We start from the raw sequence: 25,631 nt of genomic DNA on the forward strand, positions 1-25,631 counted from the left end.
ACGCCAGAGCACGGCGTTATGTGAGTGGGGTCAAGTCCCCGCGCTTGGTTCCGCCGACCGGTGCTCGGCGCCGCCGCTGATCGCAACCTCTCCCAGAGGGAGAGCTGCTCACAGCCACAGCCCCTCGGCGTCGACGCCGTCGCCCCAGAACCCCGCCGCCGGCGGCGTGATGCGGCCGCCCACGACCCGCAGACCGCCAGGATGATCCTCCTTCAGCCACCACGGGCCGTCGAGGTCGGCGAAGGCGCATTCGGCCGCCAGGTGCAGGGCCGGGGCGATGGCCAGGGACGAGGCGACCATGCAGCCGGTCATCAGGGTGAAGCCCAGGTCCTTGGCCGCGCGCAGCATGGCCAGCGCCTCGGTCAGGCCGCCGGACTTGTCGAGCTTGAGGTTCACGGCCTGGTATCGCGCGCGCAGGGCCGGCAGGTCCGCGGCGGTGTGCACCGACTCGTCGGCGCAGATCGGGAAGGGCGGGGCGTAGCCTTCCAGCGCCGCGTCCTCGCCGGCCGGCAAGGGCTGCTCGACCAGCGCGATGTTCAGGCGCGACAGCTGGTTTTCCAGGCCGCGCAGGATGTCGAAGGTCCAGCCCTCGTTGGGGTCGACGATCAGCGCCGCGCTCGGCGCGGCCTGGGCGACGGCGGCGAGGCGGGCGGCGGGGTCTTCGGCCGACAGCTTGACCTTGATCAGCGGCGCTTCGGCGACCTTGCGGGCGGCCTCGGCCATGGCTTGGGGCGTATCGAGGCTGATGGTGACGGCGGTGACCAGCGCGGGCGGGACGGCCAGGCCGGTGGCGGCGGCGACCGACACGCCCGACGTCTTGGCCCGCAGGTCCCAGATCGCGCAGTCCAGCGCGTTGCGCGCCGCGCCGGCCGGCAGCAGGGCCAGGGCCTCGGACAGATCGCCGCCCATGGCGAGCAGGCGGGCGGCGGGCGCCAGTTGCGCCTCGACGCCCTGCACCGTCTCGCCGTAGCGGGCGTAGGGCACGCTCTCGCCGCGACCGACATGGCCGCCCTCGGCGATCTCGACCACCACCACGTCGGCGGCGGTCTTGACCCCGCGCGAGATGCGGAACGGGGCGGCGAGCGGATGGCTGACGGGGCGGACGGCGACGAGGCGGCTCATGCCCCTGGCTTGGCGCCGTTCGAAGCGTTTGGCGAGGGGATCAGCGCCTGGAGAAGCGCGGGATCGGCGAGTCCGCGCGGCGCTCGGCCATGACCCGCAAGGCCAGGCGCGGACGGATGACGAAGAGGCCGGCCCAGACCAGCAGCACGCCGGCGTAGGTGATCGAGCCCCAGACGCCGGCCGGGCGGCCGGGACGGGCGACGCGGACCGGGCGGACGGAGGCGCTGCGAGCGGTAGCGTCGAAGAACTGGGTCATGGCGATGTCGGTCATGGCTTCCTCCGTGGACGCTTTTGAACCTGCGCCTCTGATGCGTCAGAACTGGACGTATAGCCGAACGGCCCGCGCATCCTTATGTCAGGGGCGCAACACGCCTTTGGAGTCCCCATGTCGAAGCCCGTCACCATCAACATCCCGCACGAACTCGGCGTGGCCGAGGCCAAGCGACGGATCGAGAACGGCTTCGAACAGCTGGGGGCCCAGATCCCCGGCGGCCTGGCCAACGTCACCAAGGCCTGGCGCGACGACGTGCTGGACTTTTCGGCCCTGGTCATGGGTCAGAACATCACCGGCAAGCTGAACGTCGCCGCCAACGTGGTGATCGTCGAGGTCGTGCTGCCGGGCCTGCTGGGCATGATCGCCGGCAAGATCACCGGCCAGGTCAAGAAGCAGGGCACGCTGCTGCTCGAGAAGAAGTAGCCTCCGGCCTGCACCGAATATCCACGCCGCCTTCATCCGTCCTCGTGGCAGGATGAGGCATGTTTCCGGTCCTGAAGACCGGGAGCGCGGTGATGGACCTGCCTGTGAAGCCGAGAAACCTGAGAGCCGCCGGCTGGGGGCTTGCGGCGCTGCTGCTGACCGCGCCCTGGCTGGCGATGCAGGTCACCGACGAGGTGGCCTGGAGCCCGTGGGACTTCGCCCTGTTCGCCGCCATGCTGGGCGGGGCGGGCCTGATGCTGGAACTGGCGGTGATGCGCACGCGCGACCTGGCCTATCGGGCGGGTGCGGTGCTGGCCGCAGGCGCGGCGTTCCTGATGATCTGGGCCAGCCTGGCGGTCGGGATCGTCGGCGGCGAGAGCGATCCGATCAACCTGGCCTATCCCGGCGTCGTGGCGCTGGTTCTGGCGACGGCCGCCGCGTGGCGGTTCAGGGCCGCCGGGCTTGCGAAGGCCATGCTGGTCGGGGCCGCGGCCCTGGTCGCCATCGCCGCCTTCGCCGTGCTGACGGGGCGCGGCGGATCGCCGGGCGCCCTGGTCGAGATCCTGGTCGCCAACGGCGTGTTCGCCGCCTCGTTCGCGGGGGCTTCCCTGCTGTTCCGCCTGGCCGCGCGGCGCGGCGGCTAGGCTTTACGGCTCAGAGCCGTCGCGGATCGTGATCGTGGCGGCCCAGGCTCTCGAACTTGCCTTCCTCGGCCTTGTTGACGAACTGCGAGGCGACCAGCCAGGCCTTCACCGGCCGCAGGGTGGCCAGGCATCCGAGGATCAGGGCGGGGAACACGGTCACGAAATGCACCCAGATCGGCGGGCGATAGACCACCTCGACCCAGGCGAAGGCGAAGGTCACCAGGAGGCCGACGCCGCTCATCACGAAGAAGGCCGGGCCGTCGGCCGGCTCGGCGAAGCCGTAGTCCAGGCCGCAGTGGTCGCAGGACGGGGCGAGCGCCAGGAAGCCCTTGAACAGCTTGCCCTCGCCGCAGCGCGGGCAGCGCTGGCGCAAGCCGCTGACAATGGGCGAGGGCGGATCGAAAAACTCGTGTCCGGGCGTCATGACCCCTACCTACAATCCGAAAATTGATCCATACATTGTGCATTAAATGTATGGATAAGTGATGGCCGACGCAAGAGACGCTGTTCTGCCGGCGGGCGCCGCATGGCTGCGGCGGGTCGCCGCGGGCGACGGGCCGATCTATCGCCGGGTGTTCGAGGCCCTGCGCGCGGCGGTCGCGGACGGCGAGCTGTCGGCCGGCGAACAGCTGCCGCCGCAGCGGACGGTGGCGGCCCTGCTGGGCGTCGACTTCACCACGGTCACCCGGGCCTACGCCCTGGCCCGCGAGCAGGGACTGGTCGAAGGCGCGGCCGGGCGCGGCACCTTCGTGCGCCGGCGGGCGGGGGAGGAGGAGGCGGGCCTCGTCGACCTGTCGATGAACCTGCCGCCGCCGCCGCAGGGGCTGTCGCTGGCGGCCCTGCTGCGCGAGACGACGGCGGGCGTGCTGGCCCGCACCGATCCGGCGACCCTGATGGCCTATCACGCGGGCCCGGGCTCGCTGGCCCAGCGGGCGGCTGGCGCGGCCTGGATGTCGCCGGGGCTGGGCGCGGTCGATCCTGAGCGGGTGGTGGTCTGCGCGGGCGCCCAGGCGGCCCTGTCGGCGATCCTGGCGGTCGAGACCGCGCCGGGCGACGCGGTGATCGTCGAGGCCCTGACCTATCCCGGCCTGCTGGCGGCACTGGCCGCGCGCGGCGTCCGCGCCGTCGCCTGTCCGATGGACGGGGAGGGGATCGTTCCCGAAGCCTTGGCCGAGCGCCTGGCGGCCACCGGCGCGCGTCTGGTGGTGGTCACGCCCACCTGGCAGAACCCGACCACGGCGACCATGAGCGCGGGCCGGAGGTCGGCGATCGTCGAGGCTTGCGCCGGGGCTGGCGCCCGCATCGTCGAGGACGACGCCTACGGCCGGCTGCCGCAGCCCGCGCCGACCGCCCTGGCGGCGCTGGCGCCGGAACGGGCGTGGCATGTGGCCACCCTGGCCAAGGCCCTGACGCCGGGCCTGCGCATCGCCTATGTGGCAGCGCCCGACGCCGAGGCCGCCGGGCGCCTGGCCGCCGCGGGCCACGCCCTGTGCCAGATGCCCGCGCCGCTGATGGCGGCCGTGGCCACGACATGGATCCGCGACGGCACGGCCGAGGCGATCCTGGCCGGCGTCCGCGCCGAGGCGGCCGCGCGCCGGATGCTGGCGATCCAGATCCTGCCCGAGGCGACGGGACCCGAGGGCTGCCTGCATGTCTGGCTGCATCGCGCGGCGGAAGGCTCGGCCGAGGGCCTGACGCTGGCGCCGGCCTCGCTGTTCGCCGCGCCCGGCGTCGCGGCGGAAGGCGCGCGGCTGTCGCTGGGGGCGCCGGGCAAGCAGGCGGTGCTGGCCTCGGCGCTGCGACGCCTGGCCGGCTCGCTGGCCTGACGCGCATGAAAAAGGGGCGGACCCGAAGGTCCGCCCCATGATCGTCAGTCCCGCGTGACCAGCACCGGCTCTTCCTGGTGCGTCCCGTGGGCGGGGTGGTGATGGGAGTGGTGGAAGAACCGTCCCAGGATCTTGTTCGACCAGTTCTTCAACTGGTCCATGAACACGAACACCACCGGGATGTAGAGCAGCGACAGGAAGGTCGAGGTGATCAGGCCGCCGATGACGGTGATCGCCATCGGGGCCCGGAACTCGACGTCGGCGCCGAAGCCGACGGCCACCGGCACCATGCCCGCGCCCATGGCCACGGTGGTCATCAGGATCGGGCGGGCCCGCTTGTGGGCGGCGTCGATCAGGGCCTCGCGCCGGGTCATCTTGCCGTCCTTCATCGCCATGATCGCGTACTCGACCAGCAGGATCGAGTTCTTGGCGGCGATGCCCATCAGCATCAGGATGCCGATCAGGCTCGACATCGAGAAGCTGCTGTTGACCAGCTTCAGCAGGGCGAAGGCGCCGCCGATGGCCAGGGGCAGGGCGGCCATGATGGTCACCGGGTGGGCGAAGCTGCGGAACAGCAGCACCAGCACGACGTACATCAGCAGCAGGCCGGTGAAGAGCGCCATGGCGAAGCCGGTGGCCATCTCGGCCATGAACTCGGCGTCGCCGGCCGCCACCTCCTTGACGCCGGGGGGCAGCTTCTTGACCGACTCCAGGGCATGCACCAGCTTGCCGGCCTCGCCGACCACGATGCCGTCGAGTTCGGCGGTGATCTCGGCCACGCGCGAGCGGTCCTGGCGGCTGATCTGCGAGGGGCCGGCGCCGAAGCGGATGTCGGCCACCGCGTTCAGCGGCACCGAGGCGCCGGTGGACGACGGCACCTTCAGCGTCTCCAGCACCGACAGGTCCTCGAGGGCGTTCTGCGTCAGGCGCAGGCGGATCGGCACCTGGCGGTCGCCCAGGTTATATTTGGGCAGGGACTGGTCGATGTCGCCGATGGTCGCCACCCGCACGGCCTGCGAGATCGCGCCGGCCGAGACGCCCATGCGGGCGGCCTGGTCGGGACGCGGGGTGACGATGATCTCCGGACGGGCGATCGACGCGGTGTTGACCACGTTGGCCAGGCCCGGGACCGTGCGCATCTCGGCCTCGACCTTGCGGGCGGCGGCTTCCAGTTCGGGGCCGTCGTCGCCGACCAGGCGCAAGGTGTAGCTGCCGCCGTCGCCGGGGCCGCCGCCGCTGTTGTTGCCCGCGCCGATACGCGCGCCGGGGATGGCCTTGAACTGGTCGACCATCAGGCGGCTGAACTGCTGCTGGTTCATCCGCTCGCCCTTCGGCACGAGGTCGGCGGTGATCCGCGCCTTGTTGACCCCGTCGTTGCCGACCGAGGCGTAGACGCTCTTGACCTCCGGACGGGCCTTCAGCTCACGGGTGACGCGCTCGGCGATGGCGTCGGTCTCGTCCAGCGTGGCGCCGGGCGGCAGCTCGATCGAGAACGGCGCGCGGCCGCGGTCGGCCGCCGGCTGGAACTCGAAGGGCAGGCTCTTGGCCAGCATCACCGAACCGACCAGGATCGGGATCGCCATCAGGGCGACCTTCCACTTGTTGTTCAGCGCCCAGCCCAGGCTCTTGAGGTAGCCGTCCATCCAGAACGGATCGGTGTCGGGCTTGTGGTGGGGCTTGAGCATGTAGGCGCCCATCAGCGGCGTCAGCATGCGTGCGACCAGCAGCGAGAACAGCACCGAGACGCAGGCGGCCAGGGCGAAGGCCTTGAAGAACTGGCCGATGATCCCCGGCATGAAGCCGGTGGGCGCGAACACCGCCACGATGGTGAAGGTGGTGGCCACCACGGCCAGGCCGATCTCGTCGGCGGCTTCCATGGCCGCGTTGTAGGGCGACTTGCCGCCGCGCATGTGGCGGACGATGTTCTCGATCTCGACGATGGCGTCGTCGACCAGGATGCCCACGGTCAGCGACAGCGCCAGCAGGGTGACGCCGTTCAGCGACTGGCCCAGCGGCGCCATGATCGCGAAGGTCGGCAGCAGCGACAGCGGGATGGCCACCGCCGCCAGGAAGGTGGCGCGCCAGTCGCGCAGGAACAGCAGCACCACCAGCACGGCCAGCACCGCGCCCAGGATCAGCGCCTCCATCGAGGCCCAGTAGCTCTCCTCGATGTATTTCACGTTCGAGGTGATCTCGGAGATCGTCAGCTCGGGATGTTCCTTGTCGAGCTTCTCGATCGCGTGGCGGACCTTCTCGGCGACCTTGACCTCGCTGGCGCCGCGCGAGCGGACCATGTTGAAGGTCACGACTTCCTGGTTGTCGAAGCGCGCGCGGTTGCGCGGCTCGGCCCAGCGGTCGGTGACTTCGCCCAGGTCGCCCAGGCGCACGGTGCCGCCGGAGGGCAGCTGGATGCGGGTCTCGCGCAACTGGTCCACCGAACCGGCCGCGCCCAGCGTGCGGATGGCGCGCTCGGAGCCCGAGACCGTCACCCGGCCGCCGGGCAGGTCGGCGTTGGTGCTGGCCAGGGCCTGGCTGACCGAGGCGGCGGTGACGCCGCGCGACGACAGGCGGTCGGGGTCCAGCGCCACCTGGATCTCGCGGCTGACGCCGCCCAGGCGGTTGACCTCGCCGATGCCGCGGATCGCCAGCAGGGTGCGGGCCACGTCGTTGTCGACGAACCAACTGCGCTGCTCGGGCGTCAGGCCGGGAGCCTGGACGACGTAGGTGATCAGCGGGTCGCCCGAGATGTCGATGCGGGTGACGTTGGGGATCTGCATGTCCTGCGGAAGGGCGGACTGCAGGTTCGACATGGCGTTGCGCACGTCGTTGGTGACGCGCTCGTGGTCGACGCCCAGTTCGAACTCGATGAAGGTCGAGGAGAAGCCGTCGCCGACCGTCGAGGTGATGTGGCGCACCTGGCCCAGGCCCGCGATGGAGTCCTCGATCAGGCGGGTGACCTGGGTCTCGAGCTCGCTGGGCGCGGCGCCCGGACGCGAGGCCGACACCACCACCAGGGGCAGGTCGACGTCGGGGTTGTTGTTGATCCGCATGCTGTTGAAGCCGACGATGCCGGCCAGGGTCAGCATGACGAACAGCATGAGGACGGGGATCGGGTTCTTGATCGCCCAGCGCGAGATGTTGTTGGTGTCCATCGTCGGGCCCTAGCGCTTGACGGCGGACAGGGTCGGGGCGGGCTGGTGGACGGCCACCCGCACGGCGTCGCCGTCGCCCAGGAAGCCCGCGCCCTGCACGACCACTTCCTCGCCGGCCGAGACGCCGGTGACGGCGGTGACGTCGCCGGTGCGGGCGACGATGCCGATCTTGCGGAACTGGGCCTTCCTGTTGCGGTCGACCATGAACACGCCGGGCTGGTTCTGGCGGTAGAGGATCGAGGCGCTGGGCACCACGGGCGAGGCCTGGTCGCCGGCCTGGATCTGGGCGCGGGCGAACATGCCCGGGCGGAAGGCGCCCATCGCCGTCAGGGCGATGCGGGCCACGCCCAGGCGGGTCTGCGGGTCGACTTCCGAGGTGACGAGGCGCACCGCGCCGTTCGCCTGGCCGACCTGCTCGGAGGTGATGACGGCGGGCATGCCGGCCTTGACGACCCCGAGGTCGGTCTCGGGCAGTTCGGCGTCGAGCTCCATGCGCCCGTCGCGGACGATGCGGAACAGCTCGTTGCCGGCGTTGACGATCTGGCCCTTGGTGACGCTGCGGCGGACGATCAGGCCCGAGACGGGCGCGCGGATCGAGGCCTGGGCGACGCGGGCGGCGGTCTCGCCCCGGGCGGCCTCGGCGGCGGCCACCTGGGCGGCGGCGGTGGCCTGGCGGGCGGTGGCGGTGTCGAGCGAGGCCTGCGACAGGAAGCCCTTGGCCAGCAGCTCGCGCGAGCGCTTCAGCGAGGCCTCGGCCTCGGCGAGGGTGGCGCGGGCGCTGGCGACCGAGGCGTCCTGCTGGCGCAGCTGGGCGCGCAGGAGGGTGTCGTTGAGCGCGACCAGCACCTGGCCCTGGCGGACGAACTGGCCTTCCTCGGCGTTGACGGCGGTGGCGGTCAGGCCGCCGGTCTCGGCGCCGACCGGCACCTCTTCCCAGGCCGAGATGGTGCCCGAGGCGTTGATCACGCGCGGCAGCGGCAGGACGGCGACCGGCGCGACGCTGACGGTCTGGGCGGCGACGGGCTTCTTGCCCTTGGCCTCGGCCTTCTTGTCCTTGCCGCAGGCGGAAAGGCCGGCGGCCGCGACCGTCAGAACCAGGGCCAGCGCTGTCGTGCGCCCGATCGACCCCTTGAACCCGTAACCCACGACATGCCCCTTTTTCGTCAGATTCCCAGCAGGGACTTCTAGACGAGAAACGAAGTTCGACGAGTTAAATCGGGGTAAGGCGCGGAAGCGGGGGTCAGGCTTCCTTGCGGGCCGCCTGCGCGTCGGTGGCCGAGGCGGCGCGGATCAGCTCCAGCACGTCGACGATGATCGCCTGCATGGCGGTCTGGGCGGCCACGGCGTCGCGGGCGATGATCGCGTTGGCCACGTCCTGGTGCGAGGGGATCGAGGCCGTGCGGCCCTTGATGCGGTTGGTGAAGCGGATCGAGATCCGCAGCGCCGTGTTCACCAGCTCGTGCAGCTCGCTGTAGAACGGGTTCTTCGTCGCGCTGAGGATGGCGATGTGGAAGGCGATGTCGGCGGCCAGCGGGTCGTCCTCGCCCTCGCCGGCGGCCTTCATCCGGGCCAGGCCCTTGCGGATCCCTTCCAGGCCCGCCTCGTCGGCGTTGCGCGCGGCGAGCGCGGCAGCCACCGGCTCGATGCCCAGCCGCATCTCGGTGAAGTCAGACAGCAGCTTCAGCGAGAACTTGCGCTCCAGCAGCCAGCGCAGCACGTCGGGATCGAGCAGGTTCCAGTTGGCTTCCGGCTCGACCACCGTGCCGTGGCGGGGGCGGGCGCTGAGCAGGCCCTTGGCGGTGAGCATCTTCACCGCCTCGCGCGTGACCGTGCGGCTGGCGCCGAACTTCTTGGACAGTTCGCCTTCGGTGGGAAAACCCACCTCGGCGTACTCGCCGGTGACGATGGCCTGACCAAGCGATTCCACGAGGCCGTAGGTGAGGCTCAGTCCAGGCTGGGTGCGCATCGCCAAAGTCTTCTTTTCTATACGTTGGACGCGAAACGAATCGCCCCTGTGTATCGTGGTTCGGGCAGGCCAGGAACGGTCACGTCATACGCGAATACATCGCCAGCGTGTGGTTGTCTGACCAATTCGTCGTCCGAGAGTTCGTCACGGGCCGAAGTGACATACAGCGTGCGCAGGTCCTCGCCGCCGAACGCCACGCAGGTGGGCTGGCTGGCGGGCACGCGCAGGGTCTCCAGCACGCGGCCGTCGGGCGCATGGCGCACAACGGTTCCGGCGGCCCAGCGGGCGCTCCACAGGCAGCCTTCGGCGTCGACCGTGGCGCCGTCGGGATAGCCCTCGGTCACCTCGGCGAAGACACGACGGTTGGAGAGGGTCCCGTCCTCGTCCTGGTCGAAGGCGAAGATGGTCTGCAGCGGGCTGTCGGAAAAATAGGCGGTCCTGCCGTCGGGGCTGAACGCCAGGCCGTTGGCGATCTGCACGCCGCCGAAGTGGGGCGCGAAGTCGCCGGCGTGGTCCAGGCGCCAGACGCTGGCTTCGGCGCGATGGCGGATGGCCTCGTCCTCGACCATGGTCCCGGCCCAGAAGCGCCCGGCGCGGTCGACGCGGCCGTCGTTGAAGCGGCGGCCGTTGGCCTGCGCCTCGACGCGGTGCAGCCACTCGACCTGGCCCGAAGCCAGGTCGAACAGGCCAAGGCCGGTCTCGAAGGCGGCGATGACGCGGCCCGTCTCTTCGGGCAACAGGGCGATCGAGCCGATGCGTTCGGGGGCGGCGAAGGTCTCGACCGCGCCGCCGGCGGGATCGAAGGCGCGCAGGCGGCGGCTCTGGATGTCGGTCCACAGCAGGCGGCCGGCGTGAGCGTCCCACACCGGCCCCTCGCCGAGCACGTCGCCGGCCGCGATGATCGCGGCCGGCTGCTGGCTGGAAATCACCACCACGTGGCGTACAGCGCGATCAGGATGATGATCACGCCCAGGCCGGCGATGTTGAAGCCGTTGGTGGTCTTGTAGGAGACGCCGTCGAGGCTGACGACGTTTACGTCCTTCTTCTGCGGGGCGACCAGCGAGACGATCACGGCCGCGGCCAGGGTCAGCAGGAACACCACGCCGACGCGGTTCATGAACGGCATCGTGAAGATCGCCTGTTCCTGCAGCCACCAGAAGATGGCCGACAGAACGGCCGAACCGATGGCGGCGGTCAGGGCGCCGGCGGTCGTGGCCCGCTTCCAGAACATGCCCAGGATGAAGATCACGACGATCCCCGGCGTGAAGAAGCCGGTGAACTCCTGGATGAACTGGAAGGCCTGCTCGGCGCCGCCCAGCAGCGGCTTGGCGGTCAGGATGCCGATGATGACGGCGACCACGGCGGTGACGCGGCCGACCAGCACCAGGTGCTGCTCGCTCGAGCCCGGCTTGGCCTTGGCGTAGAGGTCGAGGGTGAAGATGGTGGCGATCGAGTTGATCTTGGCCGCCAGCGACGCGACGATCGCGGCCACCAGGGCGGCGAACACCAGGCCCAGGAGGCCGGGCGGCAGCAGCTTCATCATCTCCGGATAGGCTTGGTCGGGCTTGATGGTCCCGTCGACCAGCACCAGGGCGGCGATGCCCGGCAGCACCACGATGACCGGCATCAAGAGCTTGAGGTATGCGGCCAGGGCGATGCCCTTCTGGGCTTCCGGCAGGTCCTTGGCGCCGAGGGCGCGCTGGATGATGTACTGGTTGAAGCCCCAGTAGCTGATGTTCATGATCCACAGGCCGCCGAACAGGACGGACAGGCCCGGCAGGTCCTTGTAGTGCGGGCTGGCCCGGTCGAGGATCATGTCGAAGTGGTCGGGGAACTGGGTGGTCAGGTGGTGGAAGCCGGCCACGACGCCGCCGGCGCCGCCGATCTTGTCCAGCGACAGCCAGGCGATGATCAGGCCGCCGGCCACCAGCAGGGCCACCTGCACGATGTCGGTCAGGGCCACGGCCTTGAGGCCGCCCCACAGCTGGTAGGCCAGGGCGAAGACGCCGATGGCGGCGAGCGCCCACATCTGGTCCATGCCGGTCACGGTGTGCACGGCGATCGAGCCCAGCCACAGGATCGAGGTCAGGTTCACGAACACGTACAGGCCCAGCCAGAACACGGCCATGATGGTCCGCACGCTGGGGCCGTACCGCTGCTCCAGGAACTGCGGCATCGTGACGATGCCGTTCTTGATGAAGATCGGCAGGAAGAACTTGCCGACGATCAGCAGGGTCAGGGCCGCCATCCACTCGTAGGAGGCGATGGCCAGGCCGATGGCGTAGCCCGAGCCCGACATGCCGATGATCTGCTCGGCCGAGATGTTGGCGGCGATCAGCGAAGCGCCGATCGCCCACCAGGGCAGGGCCTTCGACGCGAGGAAGTAGTCGGTCGAGTCCTTCTTGTGGCCGCCCTTGTCGCGGGAAACCCACTGCGCCAGGGCGAAGATCGCCACGGCGTAGATCGCGAGGATCGCGAGGTCGATGGTTGCTAGGGTCACTTGGGCTTCCCCCCTTTAGGGCTGCTCTTCGTTATGACGGTAAGACGGCTCAGCCGGCGGTCTGCGCAGTCCAGGCCGCGACCAGGGCGCGGGCCCGCTCGCCGACCTCGGCGGCCGTGTAGCCGGGGCGATACAGCTCGCCGCCGACGCCGATGCCGGCCACGCCGATGTCGAGCCACGGCTTGAGGTTGGCCGCGCCGACGCCGCCGACCGCATAGATCTCGATGTCCTTGGGCAGCACGTCGCGCACGGCCTTCAGGTGGCCGGGGCCGAACGAGCCGGCCGGATAGAGCTTCAGCGCCTTGGCGCCGGCCTTCACGGCGACGAACGCCTCGGTCGGGGTCGAGAAGCCGGGCATGACGGTCAGGCCCAGCTCGACGGCGCGGGCGATCACGTCCGCATCGATGTTGGGGGTGACGATCAGCTTGCCGCCGACGGCGGCGACGTCGTCGACCGCCTGCGGGGTCAGGACGGTGCCGGCGCCGCACAGGGCCTTGTCGCCGAAGGCTTCGCAGAGCTTGCCGATGCTGACCAGCGGCTCGGGCGAGTTCAGCGGGATCTCGATATAGCCGATGCCGGCGTCGACGAGGGCGCTGGCGATCTCGACGATCTCGTCGGGCTTCACACCACGCAGGATGGCGACGATGGGCGGGGCGTCAGGCAAGGACATGGGCATCACGCGTGATTGAGGATGAAAGGGAAGACAGGCCGGCGAGCACGGCGGCGTCGCCGTCGATCTCGAAGCTGTCGCCGCCGGCGGCCTTGATGGCCTTGGCGTAGAGAGCGTTGAGGGCTGGGGCCCCGATCAGGGCGACCTTGCCCAGCTGGCCGAACCAGCCGGCCGCGCCGGCCGCGTCGGCGCCGATCAGCAGGCCCGACAGGAAGCCCATGGCGTCGGCCTTGGGCAGGCCGTCGATCAGCTGGCGGCTGCGGGTCTCGAACAGCAGGTGGGGCAGCAGGGCCGCGCCCTTGTCGGTGATCCGCGAGAGGCCGAGGTCAAAGCCTTCGGGCGTGGCCGGCGCGTCGCCGGCGGCGGCCTTGGCCAGGATCGAGTGCTCGCGCAGCACGGCGAAGGTCTCGCCGACCGGGGCGGTCAGGAAGGAAGCGATCGCGCCGTCCTCGACCACGACCCACTTGGTGTGGGTGCCGGGCATGGCCAGCAGATGGCGGCCGGCTTTCAGTTCGGGGTTCAGCGCCAGGGCGCCGAGGATCTGGGTCTCTTCGCCGCGCATCACGTCGGGACCGCCCAGCGGATTGACGCACGACAGGCCCGGCACGATCGAGACGGTCAGGCCCTGGGCCTCCACCTTGACCAGACGTTCGCTGATCGCCGCCGCGTCGGCGGGGCAGGGGGCGTAGGGGGCTTCGACCCAGCCGTTGCGCGAGCCGACCATGCCGCACAGCAGGATGGTCTCGGGACCGGCCTCACGCCAGTCGCCGACGAGGTCGAGGAAGGTCTGCTCGGGCGAGGCGGTCAGCGAGCCGATGCCGGGACCGTCGCGACGGTCCAGCACGCTCTTGCCCTGGCGCAGGTAGAGGCGCAGGCGCGAGGTGCCCCAGTCGCCGAAAATGGTGATCGAGGGATCGGACGCGACCATCAGCAGGATCCCCCGGCGCGAGCGCTGCCCGTGTGAAGCCGTGCGGAGTCTACAGCCTGCGTCATGTTCATCCCTAAACGCGCGCCCGACGAGAGGCTCCAGGCCGGGTCGCAAGGCATTTATAATATAATAATGACCGGTGCAAACGACAGGGTGGTCCAGCCTCCTGCGGATGTGGTCAGACCATTGTTTCGCCTAGGAGTTTAGGGATGGCAAGCCTGCGCCTGTGACCGAAAAGGCGCGGCCATTAGTGGAAATGATAGCGCTATCAATTTTGTCTTGATGACCACAATTATATGACTATAGCTACCAATCGGATTGTGTGGGGCCCTGGTCCCGCACGTCACCGGCGCCGATGAGAACGCCGGGGCGGTTTTCACTCACGGGGGAAGGAAACAGGCATGCGACGCCTTCATAACTCACATCGTTTCATGTTCGGCGCTTCGGCCTTGGCGCTGTGCGCCGTGGCTCCGTTGACAGCGCTGGCGCAGACCGCGCCGACGGCCGAAGAGACCCAGGTCGAAGAGGTCGTGGTCACCGGCCAGCGCGCCCAGATCCAGTCCGCGCAGAAGATCAAGCAGAACGCCGAAGTGATCGTCGACTCGATCACCGCGGTCGACATCGGCGCCCTGCCGGACCGCTCGGTCTCCGAAGCCCTGCAGCGCATCTCGGGCATCACCCTGCAACGCACCAACGAAGCGCGCGACCCGGCCCGGATGGCCGCGGAAGGCGGCGGCGTGGCCATTCGCGGCCTGTCGTGGGTGCGTTCGGAAACCAACGGCCGTGACATCTTCTCGGCCAAGAACGGCCGCGGCCTGAGCTTCGAGGACGTGTCGGCCGACCTGCTGGCCGGCGTCGACGTCTACAAGAACCCGTCGTCGGACATGATCGAAGGCGGCATCGGCGGCACCGTGAACCTGCGCACCCGCCTGCCGTTCGACCAGAAGGGCCGCCTGCTGGCCTTCTCGGGCGACTACAACTACGGCGAGCTGCAGAAGAAGGGCTACTATTCGGGCAACGTGATCGCCAGCGACCGCTGGGACACCAAGCTCGGCGAGTTCGGCGCCCTGATCGCCTACAGCTACGGCAGCGTCGGCAACCGCACCAACAGCATCTCGGTCGACCGCTACGACCCGATGACCGTGAACAGCAAGACCGTCTACGTGCCCAAGGCCATGGGCTGGCGTTCGGTCGACTGGGAACAGAAGCGCCAGTCGCTGGCCTTCGCCGCCCAATGGCGCCCGAATGACAAGTTCGAGTTCTCGCTGCAGGCCATGGGCTCCAAGGCCGACCCGAAGGACATCGAGCGCGCGGTTCTCGTGGAAAACACGATGAACCAGACCAACGCCAACGGCTACACCTACAACTCGGCCGGCGTGTTCACCGGCGGCACCGTCTATGACGCCCAATACACCGCCGACACCCGCGCCGGCGAAGGCCACAAGAAGACGGGCGACATCGCCCTGAACGGCAAGTGGTTCGTCAACGACGCCTGGACGATCTCGGGCGACCTGCAATACGTGAAGTCGACCTCGAAGACCTCGAGCCTGACCGTCTTCACCCAGCTGCAGGACGTGGCCGGCGTCGACGGCGACCTGCCGGACGTCAACTGGAACCTGGGCACCAGCGTGCCGACGGTCACCACGCTCGGCGGCAACAACACCTACGTCAAGGACCAGTACTACTGGGGCGCGGCGATGGACCACATCGACGAGGGCGAGGCCTCCGAGAAGGCCGCCCGCCTCGACGTGACCTACGATTTCCCGGAAGACGGCTGGCTGAAGAGCTTCCGCTTCGGCGTCCGCGCCACCGACAAGGACTTCGAGACCCGCGAGTCCGGCTGGAACTGGAGCCTGCTGAGCGCCCAATACTGGGGCGGCGGCACGCCAGTCTACCTGAACGAAAGCAAGACGGCGAACCTGACCGAGCTCTACACCTTCAAGAACTTCTTCGGCGGCGACGTGCGCGTCCCCGGCGTGGCCTGGTTCCCGGTGGCCGGCGTCGTGACCAACGGTTCGCAGAACGCCTACGACCTGCTGAAGCACACCGAGACCGCCGGCTGGGGCTGGTCGCCGGTGACCTCGTTCCTGGACGCCAACGACAACACCCAGAACGAGAAGACCTACGCCGGCTACGGCCTGCTGCGCTTCGGCTCTGACAACCTGCTTGGCAACATGCCGCTGGACGGCAACATCGGCGTCCGCGTGGTCAAGACCGAGGCCTCGGCTGACGGCGGCAGCATCGTGCCCTCGTCGCCGACCTGCGATGAGATCACCAACGCCACCTGCGCGGCGGCCAAGGCCTTCGCCGCCGGCGGCACGATCGTCAGCGGCAGCACCAAGTCCGACTACACCGACGTTCTGCCGAGCCTGAACCTGCGCCTGCACGTCACGCCGCAGCTGCAGGTCCGCTTCGCCGCGTCGAAGGCGATCGTCCGCCCGACCCTGTCGCAGCTGCAGCCCTACACGGCGCTGGGCTTCGACTTCACCACCTCGGGCACGACCACGGTCTACAACGGCGCCACCGGCACCGGCGGCAACCCGAACCTGCGCCCGATCAAGTCGGACCAGTACGACCTCAGCGCCGAATGGTACTTCGCCCCCACGGGCAGCCTGACGTTCGCGGTCTTCCGCAAGAACATCAAGGACTACATCTTCACCGACACGGCCACCGAGCGTTACACCTCGAACGGCCAGACCTTCGACTTCGAAGTCATGCGTTACTACAACGGTGACAAGGGCTCGGTTCAAGGCTTCGAGATCGGCTACCAGCAGTTCTACGACTTCCTGCCGGGCGCGCTGTCGGGCCTGGGCGTGCAGGCCAACTACACGTTCATCGACAACGAAGGCGGCCGCAACACCGCCGCCGACGTCGACGACGGCAACCAGACGGGGGCCGCCAACAACGCCGCCCTGCCGCTCGAGGGCATGTCGTCGCGCAGCTACAACGTGGCTGTGATGTACGAGAAGTACGGCATCTCGGCCCGCCTGGCCTACAACTGGCGCCAGCGCTACCTGCTGACCAGCTCGGCGGCCAACGTCAACGCCCCGGTCTGGTCGCGTGACTACGGCCAGCTGGACGGCTCGATCTTCTACAGCATCAACAAGCAGTACAAGATCGGCGTGCAGGCGACCAACATCCTCAAGGAACGCACCGTGCTCGAGGTCGGCAACCCCGATCGCGTCGCCCCCTACAACTGGGTGGAGACCGACCGTCGCGTCGCCGTGGCGTTGCGCGCCAGCTTCTAAGCTGATCTGACTTAGGAACGAGGGCCCTCCGACGATCCGGACCACATGCTGGTCGGGGCCGTCGGAGGGCTTTCGTGTTTTCGGGGCGGCCTTCGAACGGGCCCCAGGGGAGAGACGTGGTGGACCAGCGCATTCGCAAGGTCGTGGTCGTGGGCGGCGGCACCGCCGGCTGGATGGCGGCGGCGGCGTTCAGCCGGCTGCTGGTCGGCGACGCGGTGTCGGTCGAGGTCGTCGAGTCCGAGGCCATCGGCACGGTCGGCGTGGGCGAGGCCACCATCCCGACCATCCGCAACTTCAACCAGACCCTGGGCCTGGACGAGGTCGAGTTCATCCGCGCCACCCAGGCCAGCTTCAAGCTGGGCATCGATTTTCGCGACTGGGGCCGCGTGGGCCATCGCTACTTCCACGGCTTCGGCGATTTCGGCGCCGACCACGAGGCCGTCCAGGCCCACCAGCTGTGGCGCCGGCTGAAGGCCCTGGGCGATCCCAGCGGCCTGGAGGACTGGTCGCTGCCGACGGCGGCGGCGGCCCTGAACCGCTTCATCCCGCCCAGCCCTGATCCGCGCTCGCCGCTGCACGACTACGCCTATGCCTACCATTTCGACGCCGGGCTCTACGCCTCCTTCCTGCGCCGCTACGCCGAGGCGCGGGGCGTCACGCGCACCGAGGGCAGGATCGTCGACGTCGCCCTGCGCGGCGAGGACGGCTTCGTCGAGGCGGTGGTGCTGGAGGACGGCCGCCGCGTCGAGGGCGACCTCTTCGTCGACTGCTCTGGCTTCCGCGCGCTGCTGATCGAAGGGGCGCTGAAGGCCGGGTTCGAGGACTGGTCGCGCTGGCTGCCCTGCGACCGCGCCCTGGCCGTGCCGTGCAAGCTGGGCGGTGACGGCCTGACGCCCTACACCCGCTCGACCGCCCGCGAGGCCGGCTGGCAGTGGCGGATCCCGCTGCAGCACCGCATCGGAAACGGCTACGTCTATTCCAGCGCCTTCGTCGACGACGAGCGCGCGGCCCGCACCCTGATGGGGAACCTGGACGGCGAGGCGCTGGACGATCCGCGGCCGCTGCGTTTCCTGGCTGGTCGCCGCAGGAAGTTCTGGGACCGCAACGTCGTGGCCGTCGGCCTGTCGGGCGGCTTCCTGGAGCCGCTGGAGTCGACCTCGATCAGCCTGATCCAGAACGGCGTCGCGCGCCTGCTGGAGTTCTTCCCCGACCGTCGCTGCGACCCGCTGCTGGCCGACGAGTTCAACCGCGTCTCGGCCCAGGAGTACGAGCGCATCCGCGACTTCATCATCCTGCACTACTGCATCAACCAGCGCGACGAGCCGATGTGGCGGCAGGTGCGCGAGGTCGAACTGCCCGACAGCCTGCAGGCCAAGATCGCGCTCTACAAGGCGCGGGGCCACGTGGCGATCCACGAGGGCGACGGCTTTGGCCGGCCCAGCTGGATCGCCATCTACAACGGCCTGGGCGTCGTGCCCGAAGCCTACGATCCGCTGGCCGACCGCATCCCCGAGGCGGAACTGCGCAAGCTGATGGAGCATCGCCGGGCGCTGATCCGGCATACGGCCCAGTCGATGCCCACGCAGGACGCCTTCATCGCCCGCCACTGCGCGGCGGCGCCGTTGAGCTGAACCGGGCGGGGAGGGGGCGGCCGGCCGCCGACGCCATGCCCGCGCCAGCCGTCTTGGCGGTCGGCGTTACCGCTCTGAACGATGGTCACGCAAAAAATGGGCTGACAACGCTATCAAATCCCTTGCGCATTCATTTGTATGATTATACATATCTGATCGTGGCGCCGGGGTCGCGAGAGCGACTGTCCGGCCGTGTGATCTTCTCGCGAAGTTCGCCAGCGCGCCGCGCGAACCACCTCCCCGGTCTCGCGCGAGTCTTTTCAACCGCGCATCGCCTCCTGCGGGCGATGCGCGGATTTTTTTGCCTTTTGTGCAATTGTTACAAAGATTTGCCGGGCTATCGCGCCCGAAGCCGCGCCGTGAAAACCGGTTGCAATCGCGGCCGCCTCGGCTAATTGTCCTATTTATAAGAATGGTAGCGGTAACGAGTTGGCGGGGCTGAAGTCTCTCGCGCGACCGCCGTATCGGGAGGAGGCGAGAGGCATGTCGATGCCGGATGACAGCGCTTACTTTCCGTCGCGGACGATCGATGCAGGCATAGGTTCCGACCGGTTCGCCAGCATGGAGGTTCCCGCGTGACGTCTCATTGGAAGCCCAAGTGGGGCCGGCAGGGCTTCGCCGCCCTGGGCGCGATCCTCAGCCTGGCCGTCGCCGCGCCGTCCTTCGCGCAAGGCCAACTGCCCAAGCTGGTGACCAAGGACGGCAAGCATGCGCTTCTGGTCGACGGCAAGCCGTTCCTGATGCTGGGCGTCCAGGCCAACAACGCCGCCAACTATCCCTCGCAGATGCCCAAGGTGTGGCCGGCGGTGAAGGCGCTGCACGCCAACACCCTGGAAATCCCGATCGCCTGGGAGCAGATCGAGCCGGTCGAGGGCAAGTTCGACTTCTCCTATCTCGACCTGCTGCTCAAGCAGGCGCGGGAGAACGACACCAAGCTGGTCATCCTGTGGTTCGCCACCTGGAAGAACAACGGCCCGCAGTACGCGCCCGAATGGGTCAAGCTCGACAACAAGCGCTTCCCCCGCCTGGTCAACGGCAAGGGCGAGGTCAAGAACTCGCTGTCGCCGCACTTCCGCGCGACGCTGGAGGCCGACAAGAAGGCCTTCGTCGAGCTGATGCGCTTCATCAAGGCCAACGATCCCGACCACACCGTGATCATGGTCCAGCCCGAGAACGAGGTCGGGGCCTACAGCGCCATCCGCGACTTCTCGCCGACCGCCCAGAAGATCTTCGACGGCCCGGTCCCCAAGGACCTGGTCAAGGCGATGAACAAGAAGCCGGGGACCTGGAAGGAGGTGTTCGGCAAGGACGCCGACGAGTTCTTCTACGCCTGGTCGATCGGCTGCTATGTCGACGAGATCGCCGCCGCCGGCAAGCAGGTGCTGCCGCTGCCGATGTACGTCAACGCCGCCCTGCGCGACCCCTTCCACGACCAGGACCCGTTCACCTATTCGTCGGGCGGCCCGACCTGGAACGTGCTCGACGTCTGGAAGGCGGCCGCGCCGTCGATCGACGCCCTGGCCCCCGACATCTACATGCGCGAGAGCGAGAAGGTCCGGAAGACGCTGGAGCAGTACGGCCGGCCCGACAACGCCCTGTTCGTGCCCGAGATCGGCAGCGACAAGGCCTATGCCCGCTACATCTACGACGTTCTGGGCCACCAGGGCATCGGCTTCGCGCCGTTCGGCCTCGATTTCACCGGCTATTCCAACTACCCGCTGGGCGCCAAGACGGTCGACGCCAAGACGCTGGAGAACTTCGCCGTCCACTACCGCCTGCTGTCGCCGATGGCTCGCGAGTGGGCCCGCCTGTCCTACGAGGGCAAGGTCTGGGGCGTGGGCGAGCAGGAGGGCGGCAAGCCCGAGACCATCGACCTGGGCGGCCGCTGGAACGTGCGCGTCACCTACGGCGAATGGCAGTTCGGCTCGATCGAGGCCCCGTGGATGGCCAAGGCCGAGAAGCAGCCCGACCGCGAGATCCCCGACGCCGGCGCCCTGATCGCCCAGCTGTCGCCCGACGAGTTCCTGATCACCGGCTATCGCGCCCGCCTGACCTTCGGCTCGGCCAAGAACGAGCGGTTCATGGTCTCGCGGGTCGAGGAAGGTCACTTCAATGAGGCGGGCCAGTGGGTGTTCGACCGCGTCTGGAACGGCGACCAGGTCGACTACGGCCTGAACCTGACCACCTTGCCCCAGATCCTGAAGGTGAAGCTGGCGACCTACTAGGCCGGTGCGTGATCCTCGTCCTTCGACGAGCTCAGGATGAGGATCATTGCCGGCCCCGAGCCTACCCAAACCCTCATCCTGAGCCTGTCGAAGGACGAGGGTTTCGCCCCAACAAAAGAACGAGAACAGGGAAGAACGAAGACATGCGCAGCCTCTATGCGGGCCTGGCCCTCTCCCTGCTGGCCTCGACCAGCGCCTTCGCCCTCGACGGCGGCTTCGAGAAGACCGCCGACGGCGTGGTCGTGACCCCCGCCTCGGGGCCGGCCAAGAAGGTCCGGCTGCAGGTGATGGGCGAGCGGATCATCCACGTCACCGCCTCGCCGACGCAGACCTTCGACAATCCGCCCAGCCTGATGGTCACGGCCAAGCCGGTGGCCAGCGGCTTCACGGTCGACGAGAAGGGCGGGGTGCTGACGCTGAAGACGGCCAAGGCCACGGCCCAGGTCTCGCTGAAGGACGGCACGGTCGACTTCCTCGACGCCGCCGGCCGCAAGGTGCTGGCCGAGCGCGATCGCGGCGCCTTCACGCCGGTCAAGGTCGAGGGGCAGGACTTCTACAGCGTCCGCCAGCAGTTCAATCCGGGCACGGACGAGGCCTTCTATGGCCTTGGCCAGCACCAGAACGGCCAGATGAACTACAATGGCCGTGACGTGGAGCTGCTCCAGTACAACCGCGCCATCGCCGTGCCGATGCTGCTGTCGTCCAAGGGCTACGGCCTGCTGTGGGACAACAACTCGATCACCCGCTTCGGCAACCCGATCCCCTATGACGTCGCCTCGCGCGACCTGAAGATCTTCGACGCCGACGGCAAGGCCGGCGGCTTCACGGCCAAATACTACCAGAACGGCCAGCTGAAGGTGACGCGGGTCGAGAAGGACATCGACTACCGCTTCCTCAAGGACCTGCCCAACTGGCCGGCCGAACTTCAGGACGCCGCCAAGAAGAACCTGCCCGGCCAGACCGTGACCTGGGACGGCTTCGTCCAGACCGACAAGGCCGGCGAGCACAACTTCAAGCTCTATTCCAGCGGCTACGCCAAGGTGTGGCTGGACGGCCAGCTGGTCATCGACCGCTGGCGGCAGAACTGGAACCCCTGGTACCACAACTTCGACGCCAAGCTGACGCCGGGCAAGAAGCACAAGGTGCGCGTCGAGTGGACGCCCGACGACGGCTATATCGGCCTCCTGCACAACGACCCGATGCCGGCGCTCGACCGCCATTCGCTGCAACTGACCTCGGAAGTCGGCAAGGCCATCGACTACTACTACATCGGCGGCGGCGACCTGGATCAGGTGGTCTCGGGCTATCGGGACCTGACGGGTTCGGCGGTGATGATGCCGCGCTGGGCCTATGGCTTCTGGCAGTCGCGCCAGCGCTACGAGACCCAGGACCAGATCGTCGGCGTGGTGAAGGAATACCGCAAACGCGGCCTGCCGCTCGACAACATCGTCATGGACTGGCGCTACTGGAAGGACCCCGAGTGGGGCACGCACAAGTTCGACGAAACGCGCTTCCCGAGCCCGCAGAAGATGGTCGACGACATCCACGGGATGAACGCCCACTTCATGATCTCGATCTGGCCGAAATTCTATCTGACCACGGACAACTTCAAGGAGCTGGACGCCAAGGGCCACATGTACAAGCGCAACATCGAGCAGGGCGCGCTTGACTGGGTCGGCCCCGGCTACCTGAACTCGTTCTACGATCCCTATTCGCAGGAAGCCCGCAACATCTACTGGAAGCAGGTCAAGCGCGACCTGAAGGTCTATGGCGTCGACGCCTGGTGGATGGACGCCTCCGAGCCCGACCTGCACTCCAACGTCGACGTGCCAGAGCGCACTCTGCGCATGAGCCCGACGGCGCTGGGCCCGGGCGCGGAATACTTCAACAGCTACGCCCTGGAGCACACCCGCGGCGTCTACGAAGGCGAGATCAAGGACAGCCCGGACGTCCGCCCGTTCATCCTGACCCGCTCGGGCTTCGGCGGCTTGCAGCGCAACGCCTCGGCGGTGTGGAGCGGCGACGTCGTGGCCCGCTGGGACGACTTCCGCGACCAGATCTCGGCCGGCGTGAACCTGTCGATGTCGGGCATTCCCAACTGGACCACCGACATCGGCGGCTTCTCGGTCGAGAAGCGCTACGAGACCAAGGATCCCGCCCACTGGGCCGAGTGGCAGGAGCTGAACCTGCGCTGGTTCCAGTTCGGCGCCTTCAGCCCGCTGTTCCGCAGCCACGGCGAGCTGCCGCTGCGCGAGATCTACGAACTCGCCGACGAAGGGACCGAGGTCTACAAGTCGCTGGCCTGGTACGACGAGCTTCGCTACCGGCTGATGCCCTATGTCTACACCCTGGCGGCCGACACCTATCACCGCGACGGCAGCATGATGCGCGGCCTGGTGATGGACTATCCGAACGACGCCAAGGCCCGGAACGTCGATGACCAGTACCTGTTTGGCCAGGACTTCCTGGTCGCGCCGGTCACCGCCTTCAAGGCCCGCTCGCGCGGCGTCTACCTGCCGGCCGGGACTTGGTACGACTTCGAGACCGGCAAGGCCTTCAAGGGCGGCCAGACGGTCAAGGCCGACGCGCCGCTCTCGCGCATGCCGCTGTTCGTGAAGGCCGGCGCCATCGTGCCGACCACGGTCGTCCAGCAGTATGTCGGCGAAAAGCCCGACGCGCCGATCACCCTGCTGATCTTCACCGGCAAGGACGGCAAGTACGAGCTCTACGAAGACGACGGCCTGTCCAACGGCTACGCCCGCGGCGCCTGGGCCCGCACGCCGATTTCCTATGACGACGCGACCGGCCGCGTGACCATCGGCGCCCGCTCGGGCGGCTTCAAGGGCATGGTCGGCAAGCGCACCTTCCAGGTCCGCTTCATCGGCAAGGGCGCCAGGCCGACCGACTTCGACGCGGCCGCCGACCTGACCGTGGAGTACGACGGCCAGCCGGTGGTGCTGACCCGCAAGTAGGGGTGCAAGTTCCTCGCCCTTCGACAGGCTCAGGGTGAGGAACTTGAATGCACGATCTTTGCCTTGGTCCTCATCCTGAGCCTGTCGAAGGACGAGGACCACGCACAGTTGATGAGCCCCGGCGCCGCAAGCGCCGGGGCTTTGCTTTGCGGGGAAGGGCGGTCCACCTTGGCGGCGACGAATCCGAAGAGGGCCGCTCCATGTCCAAGTTCATCGCCGCCGCCGCGCTCGCGGCCTCGCTGACCGCCGCGCCGGCCGCCTTCGCCGGCGACTGGTCGCTGGCCATCCACGGCGGGGCGGGCGTGATCAACCGCGGCAGCCTGACGCCGGAGAAGGACGCGGCCTATCGCGCCGGCCTCGACGCGGCGCTGAAGGCCGGCTCGGCGGTGCTCGAGAAGGGCGGGTCCAGCCTCGACGCCGTCGAGGCGGCGGTGAAGGTGCTGGAGGACAATCCGCTGTTCAACGCCGGCCGCGGCGGGGTCTTCACCGCCGACGGCAAGAACGAGCTGGACGCCTCGATCATGGATGGCGCGACCCTGAAGGCCGGCGCGGTGGCGGGCGTGACCCGTACGAAGCACCCGATCAGCCTGGCCCGGACGGTGATGGAGAAGTCGCCCCACGTGATGCTGGCCCGCGAGGGCGCCGACAAGTTCTCGGTCGAGCAGGGGCTGGAGCAGGTCGATCCCAGCTATTTCCGCACCGAGGAGCGCTGGAAGCAGCTGGAGGCCTGGCGGGCCAAGCAGAAGGCCGCGCTGGATCCGACCCACCTCTACGGCACGGTCGGCGCCGTGGCGATCGACGCCAAGGGCCACCTGGCGGCCGCCACCTCGACGGGCGGCATGGTCGGCAAGAAGTGGGGCCGCATCGGCGACAGCCCGATCATCGGCGCCGGGACCTACGCCCAGGACGGCGTCTGCGCGGTCTCGGCCACCGGCTCGGGCGAGTACTTCATCCGCACCAGCGCCGCCCACCAGGTCTGCGCGCGCATCGCCTGGAAGGGCGAGGACCTGAAGACCGCCGGCGACGCCACGATCAAGGCCATCGGCGACATCGGCGGCGACGGCGGCATGATCACCATGAACGCCAAGGGCGAGGTGGCCTTCCCGATGAACAGCTCGGGCATGTATCGCGGCTGGGCCAGCGCCAAGGGCAAGGGCACGGCGATCTACGCGGACGAGAAGTAGGGCGCGGATCAAAGGAACCTCCCCCTGTGGGGGAGGTGATCGCGAAGCGATCGGTGGGGGGAGTGGCCGCTAGGATGGCCATCGCCTCGAAAGCTGAGAACGCCCCCCACCGGCCTTCGGCCGCCTCCCCCACAGGGGGAGGTTTGTCACGCCGCAACCACCAGCTTCGGCTGGATCAAGGCCGCGGCGTTGATGCGCCGGCCGCCGGGCTTGATGACTTCCAGGTGCACGTGGTCGGTGATGCCGGGGTAGTGCTTCTGCAGGCTGGCCACCGTGCCGATGACCTGGCCCAGGCGGATGGTCTGGCCGACCTCGACGTCGGGATCGACGTAGAACGCGCGGGCGACGTAGCCCAGGGCCGGGTTGGTGATCTCGACGAAGCGCAGGTCCGGCGCGTCGGCGTAGGCATAGCCGATCTTGGTGACGTAGCCCGACATCGGGGCCTTGGCGGCCTGGCCGGCGACGGCGACGTAGTCGACGCCCTCGTGCCTGCGCGAGCCGCCGTCGCGGCGGGCGCCGAAGGCGCCGTTGCCGAAGTCGTCATGCTCGCGCGGGGCCGCGCCCGTGGGATTGGCGAAGTCGGGCGCGCCGTCGCCGTCGACGTCGGCGCCCTTCCAGACCGTCTCCATGCGGACGGGCTGGGGCGGCGCCTCGTCCAGCCTGTTCAGCAGCGTCTGCACCGCCGGCCGCGCCGACCGGTTCGCGTGCGGGTTCTCCATCGCCAGACCCGCCATCGGCGCGAAGAGCACCGTCAGACCCAGGGCGATCCGCGCCTGGGGAGGAAGCTTCTTCAGCGCCGGAAAATGCATTTCGCCATCCTATGGATCGTTTCGCTTCGTGGGGCGTTGAGGCCGCCACGGGCGTCG

General features: G+C 68.7%; 19 protein-coding genes. 8 read left to right on the forward strand and 11 right to left on the reverse strand.

What is annotated here, in order from left to right; all coding sequences use genetic code 11:
• Positions 1 to 108 precede the first annotated feature (108 nt).
• Together dgcA and didA are read right to left on the reverse strand one after the other, a co-directional pair.
• Entirely contained in the window at positions 109 to 1,122 is a 1,014-nt protein-coding gene (gene dgcA, locus V6S85_RS14880; protein ID WP_334349390.1) for an N-acetyl-D-Glu racemase DgcA, read from the reverse strand.
• A gap of 40 nt (positions 1,123 to 1,162) precedes the next feature.
• The gene (gene didA, locus V6S85_RS14885; RefSeq protein ID WP_207780694.1) at positions 1,163 to 1,393 is read right to left on the reverse strand and encodes a DNA damage-induced SOS-independent cell division inhibitor A; all 231 of its coding nucleotides are present in this window, start codon (positions 1,391 to 1,393) and stop codon (positions 1,163 to 1,165) included.
• A gap of 114 nt (positions 1,394 to 1,507) precedes the next feature.
• On the opposite strand from didA, the gene V6S85_RS14890 reads away from it, so the two are divergent.
• Together V6S85_RS14890 and V6S85_RS14895 are read left to right on the forward strand one after the other, a co-directional pair.
• Positions 1,508 to 1,819 carry a polyhydroxyalkanoic acid system family protein gene (locus V6S85_RS14890; RefSeq protein WP_058346591.1) on the forward strand — a complete coding sequence of 104 codons (312 nt, stop codon included), beginning with the start codon at positions 1,508 to 1,510 and terminating at the stop codon, positions 1,817 to 1,819.
• 59 nt (positions 1,820 to 1,878) lie between these two features.
• Positions 1,879 to 2,463: a hypothetical protein gene (locus V6S85_RS14895; protein ID WP_334349391.1), complete on the forward strand. Its 585-nt coding sequence runs from the start codon at positions 1,879 to 1,881 to the stop codon at positions 2,461 to 2,463.
• A gap of 10 nt (positions 2,464 to 2,473) precedes the next feature.
• Here the strand turns inward: V6S85_RS14895 and V6S85_RS14900 are convergent, their stop codons facing one another.
• A complete protein-coding gene (locus V6S85_RS14900) occupies positions 2,474 to 2,887 on the reverse strand; it encodes a DUF983 domain-containing protein (RefSeq protein WP_116565131.1) in 414 nt (137 codons plus the stop codon).
• A gap of 61 nt (positions 2,888 to 2,948) precedes the next feature.
• Between V6S85_RS14900 and V6S85_RS14905 the strand changes: the two genes are divergently transcribed.
• Positions 2,949 to 4,289, forward strand: coding sequence for an aminotransferase-like domain-containing protein (locus V6S85_RS14905; protein WP_334349392.1), 1,341 nt, complete (start codon positions 2,949 to 2,951; stop codon positions 4,287 to 4,289).
• A gap of 44 nt (positions 4,290 to 4,333) precedes the next feature.
• Here V6S85_RS14905 and V6S85_RS14910 read toward each other — a convergent pair whose 3' ends face one another.
• The 7 genes from V6S85_RS14910 to V6S85_RS14940 all read right to left on the reverse strand — a co-directional run bounded on the left by V6S85_RS14910 (position 4,334) and on the right by V6S85_RS14940 (position 13,505).
• Complete coding sequence (locus tag V6S85_RS14910) at positions 4,334 to 7,441, reverse strand: efflux RND transporter permease subunit (RefSeq protein WP_116565135.1); 3,108 nt, start codon at positions 7,439 to 7,441, stop codon at positions 4,334 to 4,336.
• 9 nt (positions 7,442 to 7,450) lie between these two features.
• Complete coding sequence (locus V6S85_RS14915) at positions 7,451 to 8,587, reverse strand: efflux RND transporter periplasmic adaptor subunit (protein WP_116565137.1); 1,137 nt, start codon at positions 8,585 to 8,587, stop codon at positions 7,451 to 7,453.
• Between the two features lie 94 nt (positions 8,588 to 8,681).
• Entirely contained in the window at positions 8,682 to 9,407 is a 726-nt protein-coding gene (locus V6S85_RS14920; RefSeq protein ID WP_334349393.1) for a FadR/GntR family transcriptional regulator, read from the reverse strand.
• Positions 9,408 to 9,424: 17 nt separating this feature from the next.
• Positions 9,425 to 10,342, reverse strand: coding sequence for an SMP-30/gluconolactonase/LRE family protein (locus V6S85_RS14925; protein WP_116565141.1), 918 nt, complete (start codon positions 10,340 to 10,342; stop codon positions 9,425 to 9,427).
• Positions 10,333 to 11,907, reverse strand: a complete 1,575-nt coding sequence (locus V6S85_RS14930; RefSeq protein WP_334349394.1) for a sodium/sugar symporter — start codon at positions 11,905 to 11,907, stop codon at positions 10,333 to 10,335. The genes V6S85_RS14925 and V6S85_RS14930 overlap by 10 nt, the downstream gene beginning before the upstream one ends.
• A gap of 49 nt (positions 11,908 to 11,956) precedes the next feature.
• Positions 11,957 to 12,577 (reverse strand): 2-dehydro-3-deoxy-6-phosphogalactonate aldolase, encoded by a 621-nt coding sequence (locus V6S85_RS14935; RefSeq protein ID WP_334349395.1) that lies wholly within the window; start codon positions 12,575 to 12,577, stop codon positions 11,957 to 11,959.
• Entirely contained in the window at positions 12,564 to 13,505 is a 942-nt protein-coding gene (locus V6S85_RS14940) for a 2-dehydro-3-deoxygalactonokinase (RefSeq protein ID WP_334349396.1), read from the reverse strand. The genes V6S85_RS14935 and V6S85_RS14940 overlap by 14 nt, the downstream gene beginning before the upstream one ends.
• Before the next feature lie 401 nt (positions 13,506 to 13,906).
• On the opposite strand from V6S85_RS14940, the gene V6S85_RS14945 reads away from it, so the two are divergent.
• The 5 genes from V6S85_RS14945 (at position 13,907) to V6S85_RS14965 (ending at position 24,765) form a co-directional block, all read left to right on the forward strand.
• Positions 13,907 to 16,753, forward strand: a complete 2,847-nt coding sequence (locus tag V6S85_RS14945) for a TonB-dependent receptor (protein WP_334349397.1) — start codon at positions 13,907 to 13,909, stop codon at positions 16,751 to 16,753.
• Positions 16,754 to 16,869: 116 nt separating this feature from the next.
• Positions 16,870 to 18,384 (forward strand): tryptophan halogenase family protein, encoded by a 1,515-nt coding sequence (locus V6S85_RS14950; RefSeq protein ID WP_442885669.1) that lies wholly within the window; start codon positions 16,870 to 16,872, stop codon positions 18,382 to 18,384.
• A 575-nt stretch (positions 18,385 to 18,959) separates the two neighbouring features.
• Positions 18,960 to 20,609, forward strand: a complete 1,650-nt coding sequence (locus tag V6S85_RS14955) for a DUF5597 domain-containing protein (protein WP_334349399.1) — start codon at positions 18,960 to 18,962, stop codon at positions 20,607 to 20,609.
• A 143-nt stretch (positions 20,610 to 20,752) separates the two neighbouring features.
• The gene (locus V6S85_RS14960; protein ID WP_334349400.1) at positions 20,753 to 23,581 is read left to right on the forward strand and encodes a TIM-barrel domain-containing protein; all 2,829 of its coding nucleotides are present in this window, start codon (positions 20,753 to 20,755) and stop codon (positions 23,579 to 23,581) included.
• Positions 23,582 to 23,781: 200 nt separating this feature from the next.
• Positions 23,782 to 24,765 carry an isoaspartyl peptidase/L-asparaginase family protein gene (locus V6S85_RS14965; RefSeq protein ID WP_334349401.1) on the forward strand — a complete coding sequence of 328 codons (984 nt, stop codon included), beginning with the start codon at positions 23,782 to 23,784 and terminating at the stop codon, positions 24,763 to 24,765.
• Positions 24,766 to 24,911: 146 nt separating this feature from the next.
• On the opposite strand, the gene V6S85_RS14970 is transcribed toward V6S85_RS14965, so the two are convergent.
• Complete coding sequence (locus tag V6S85_RS14970; RefSeq protein WP_334349402.1) at positions 24,912 to 25,574, reverse strand: M23 family metallopeptidase; 663 nt, start codon at positions 25,572 to 25,574, stop codon at positions 24,912 to 24,914.
• Positions 25,575 to 25,631: the final 57 nt, after the last annotated feature.

Source organism: Caulobacter sp. CCNWLW153 (assembly GCF_036889365.1).
Classification (GTDB): domain Bacteria; phylum Pseudomonadota; class Alphaproteobacteria; order Caulobacterales; family Caulobacteraceae; genus Caulobacter; species Caulobacter radicis.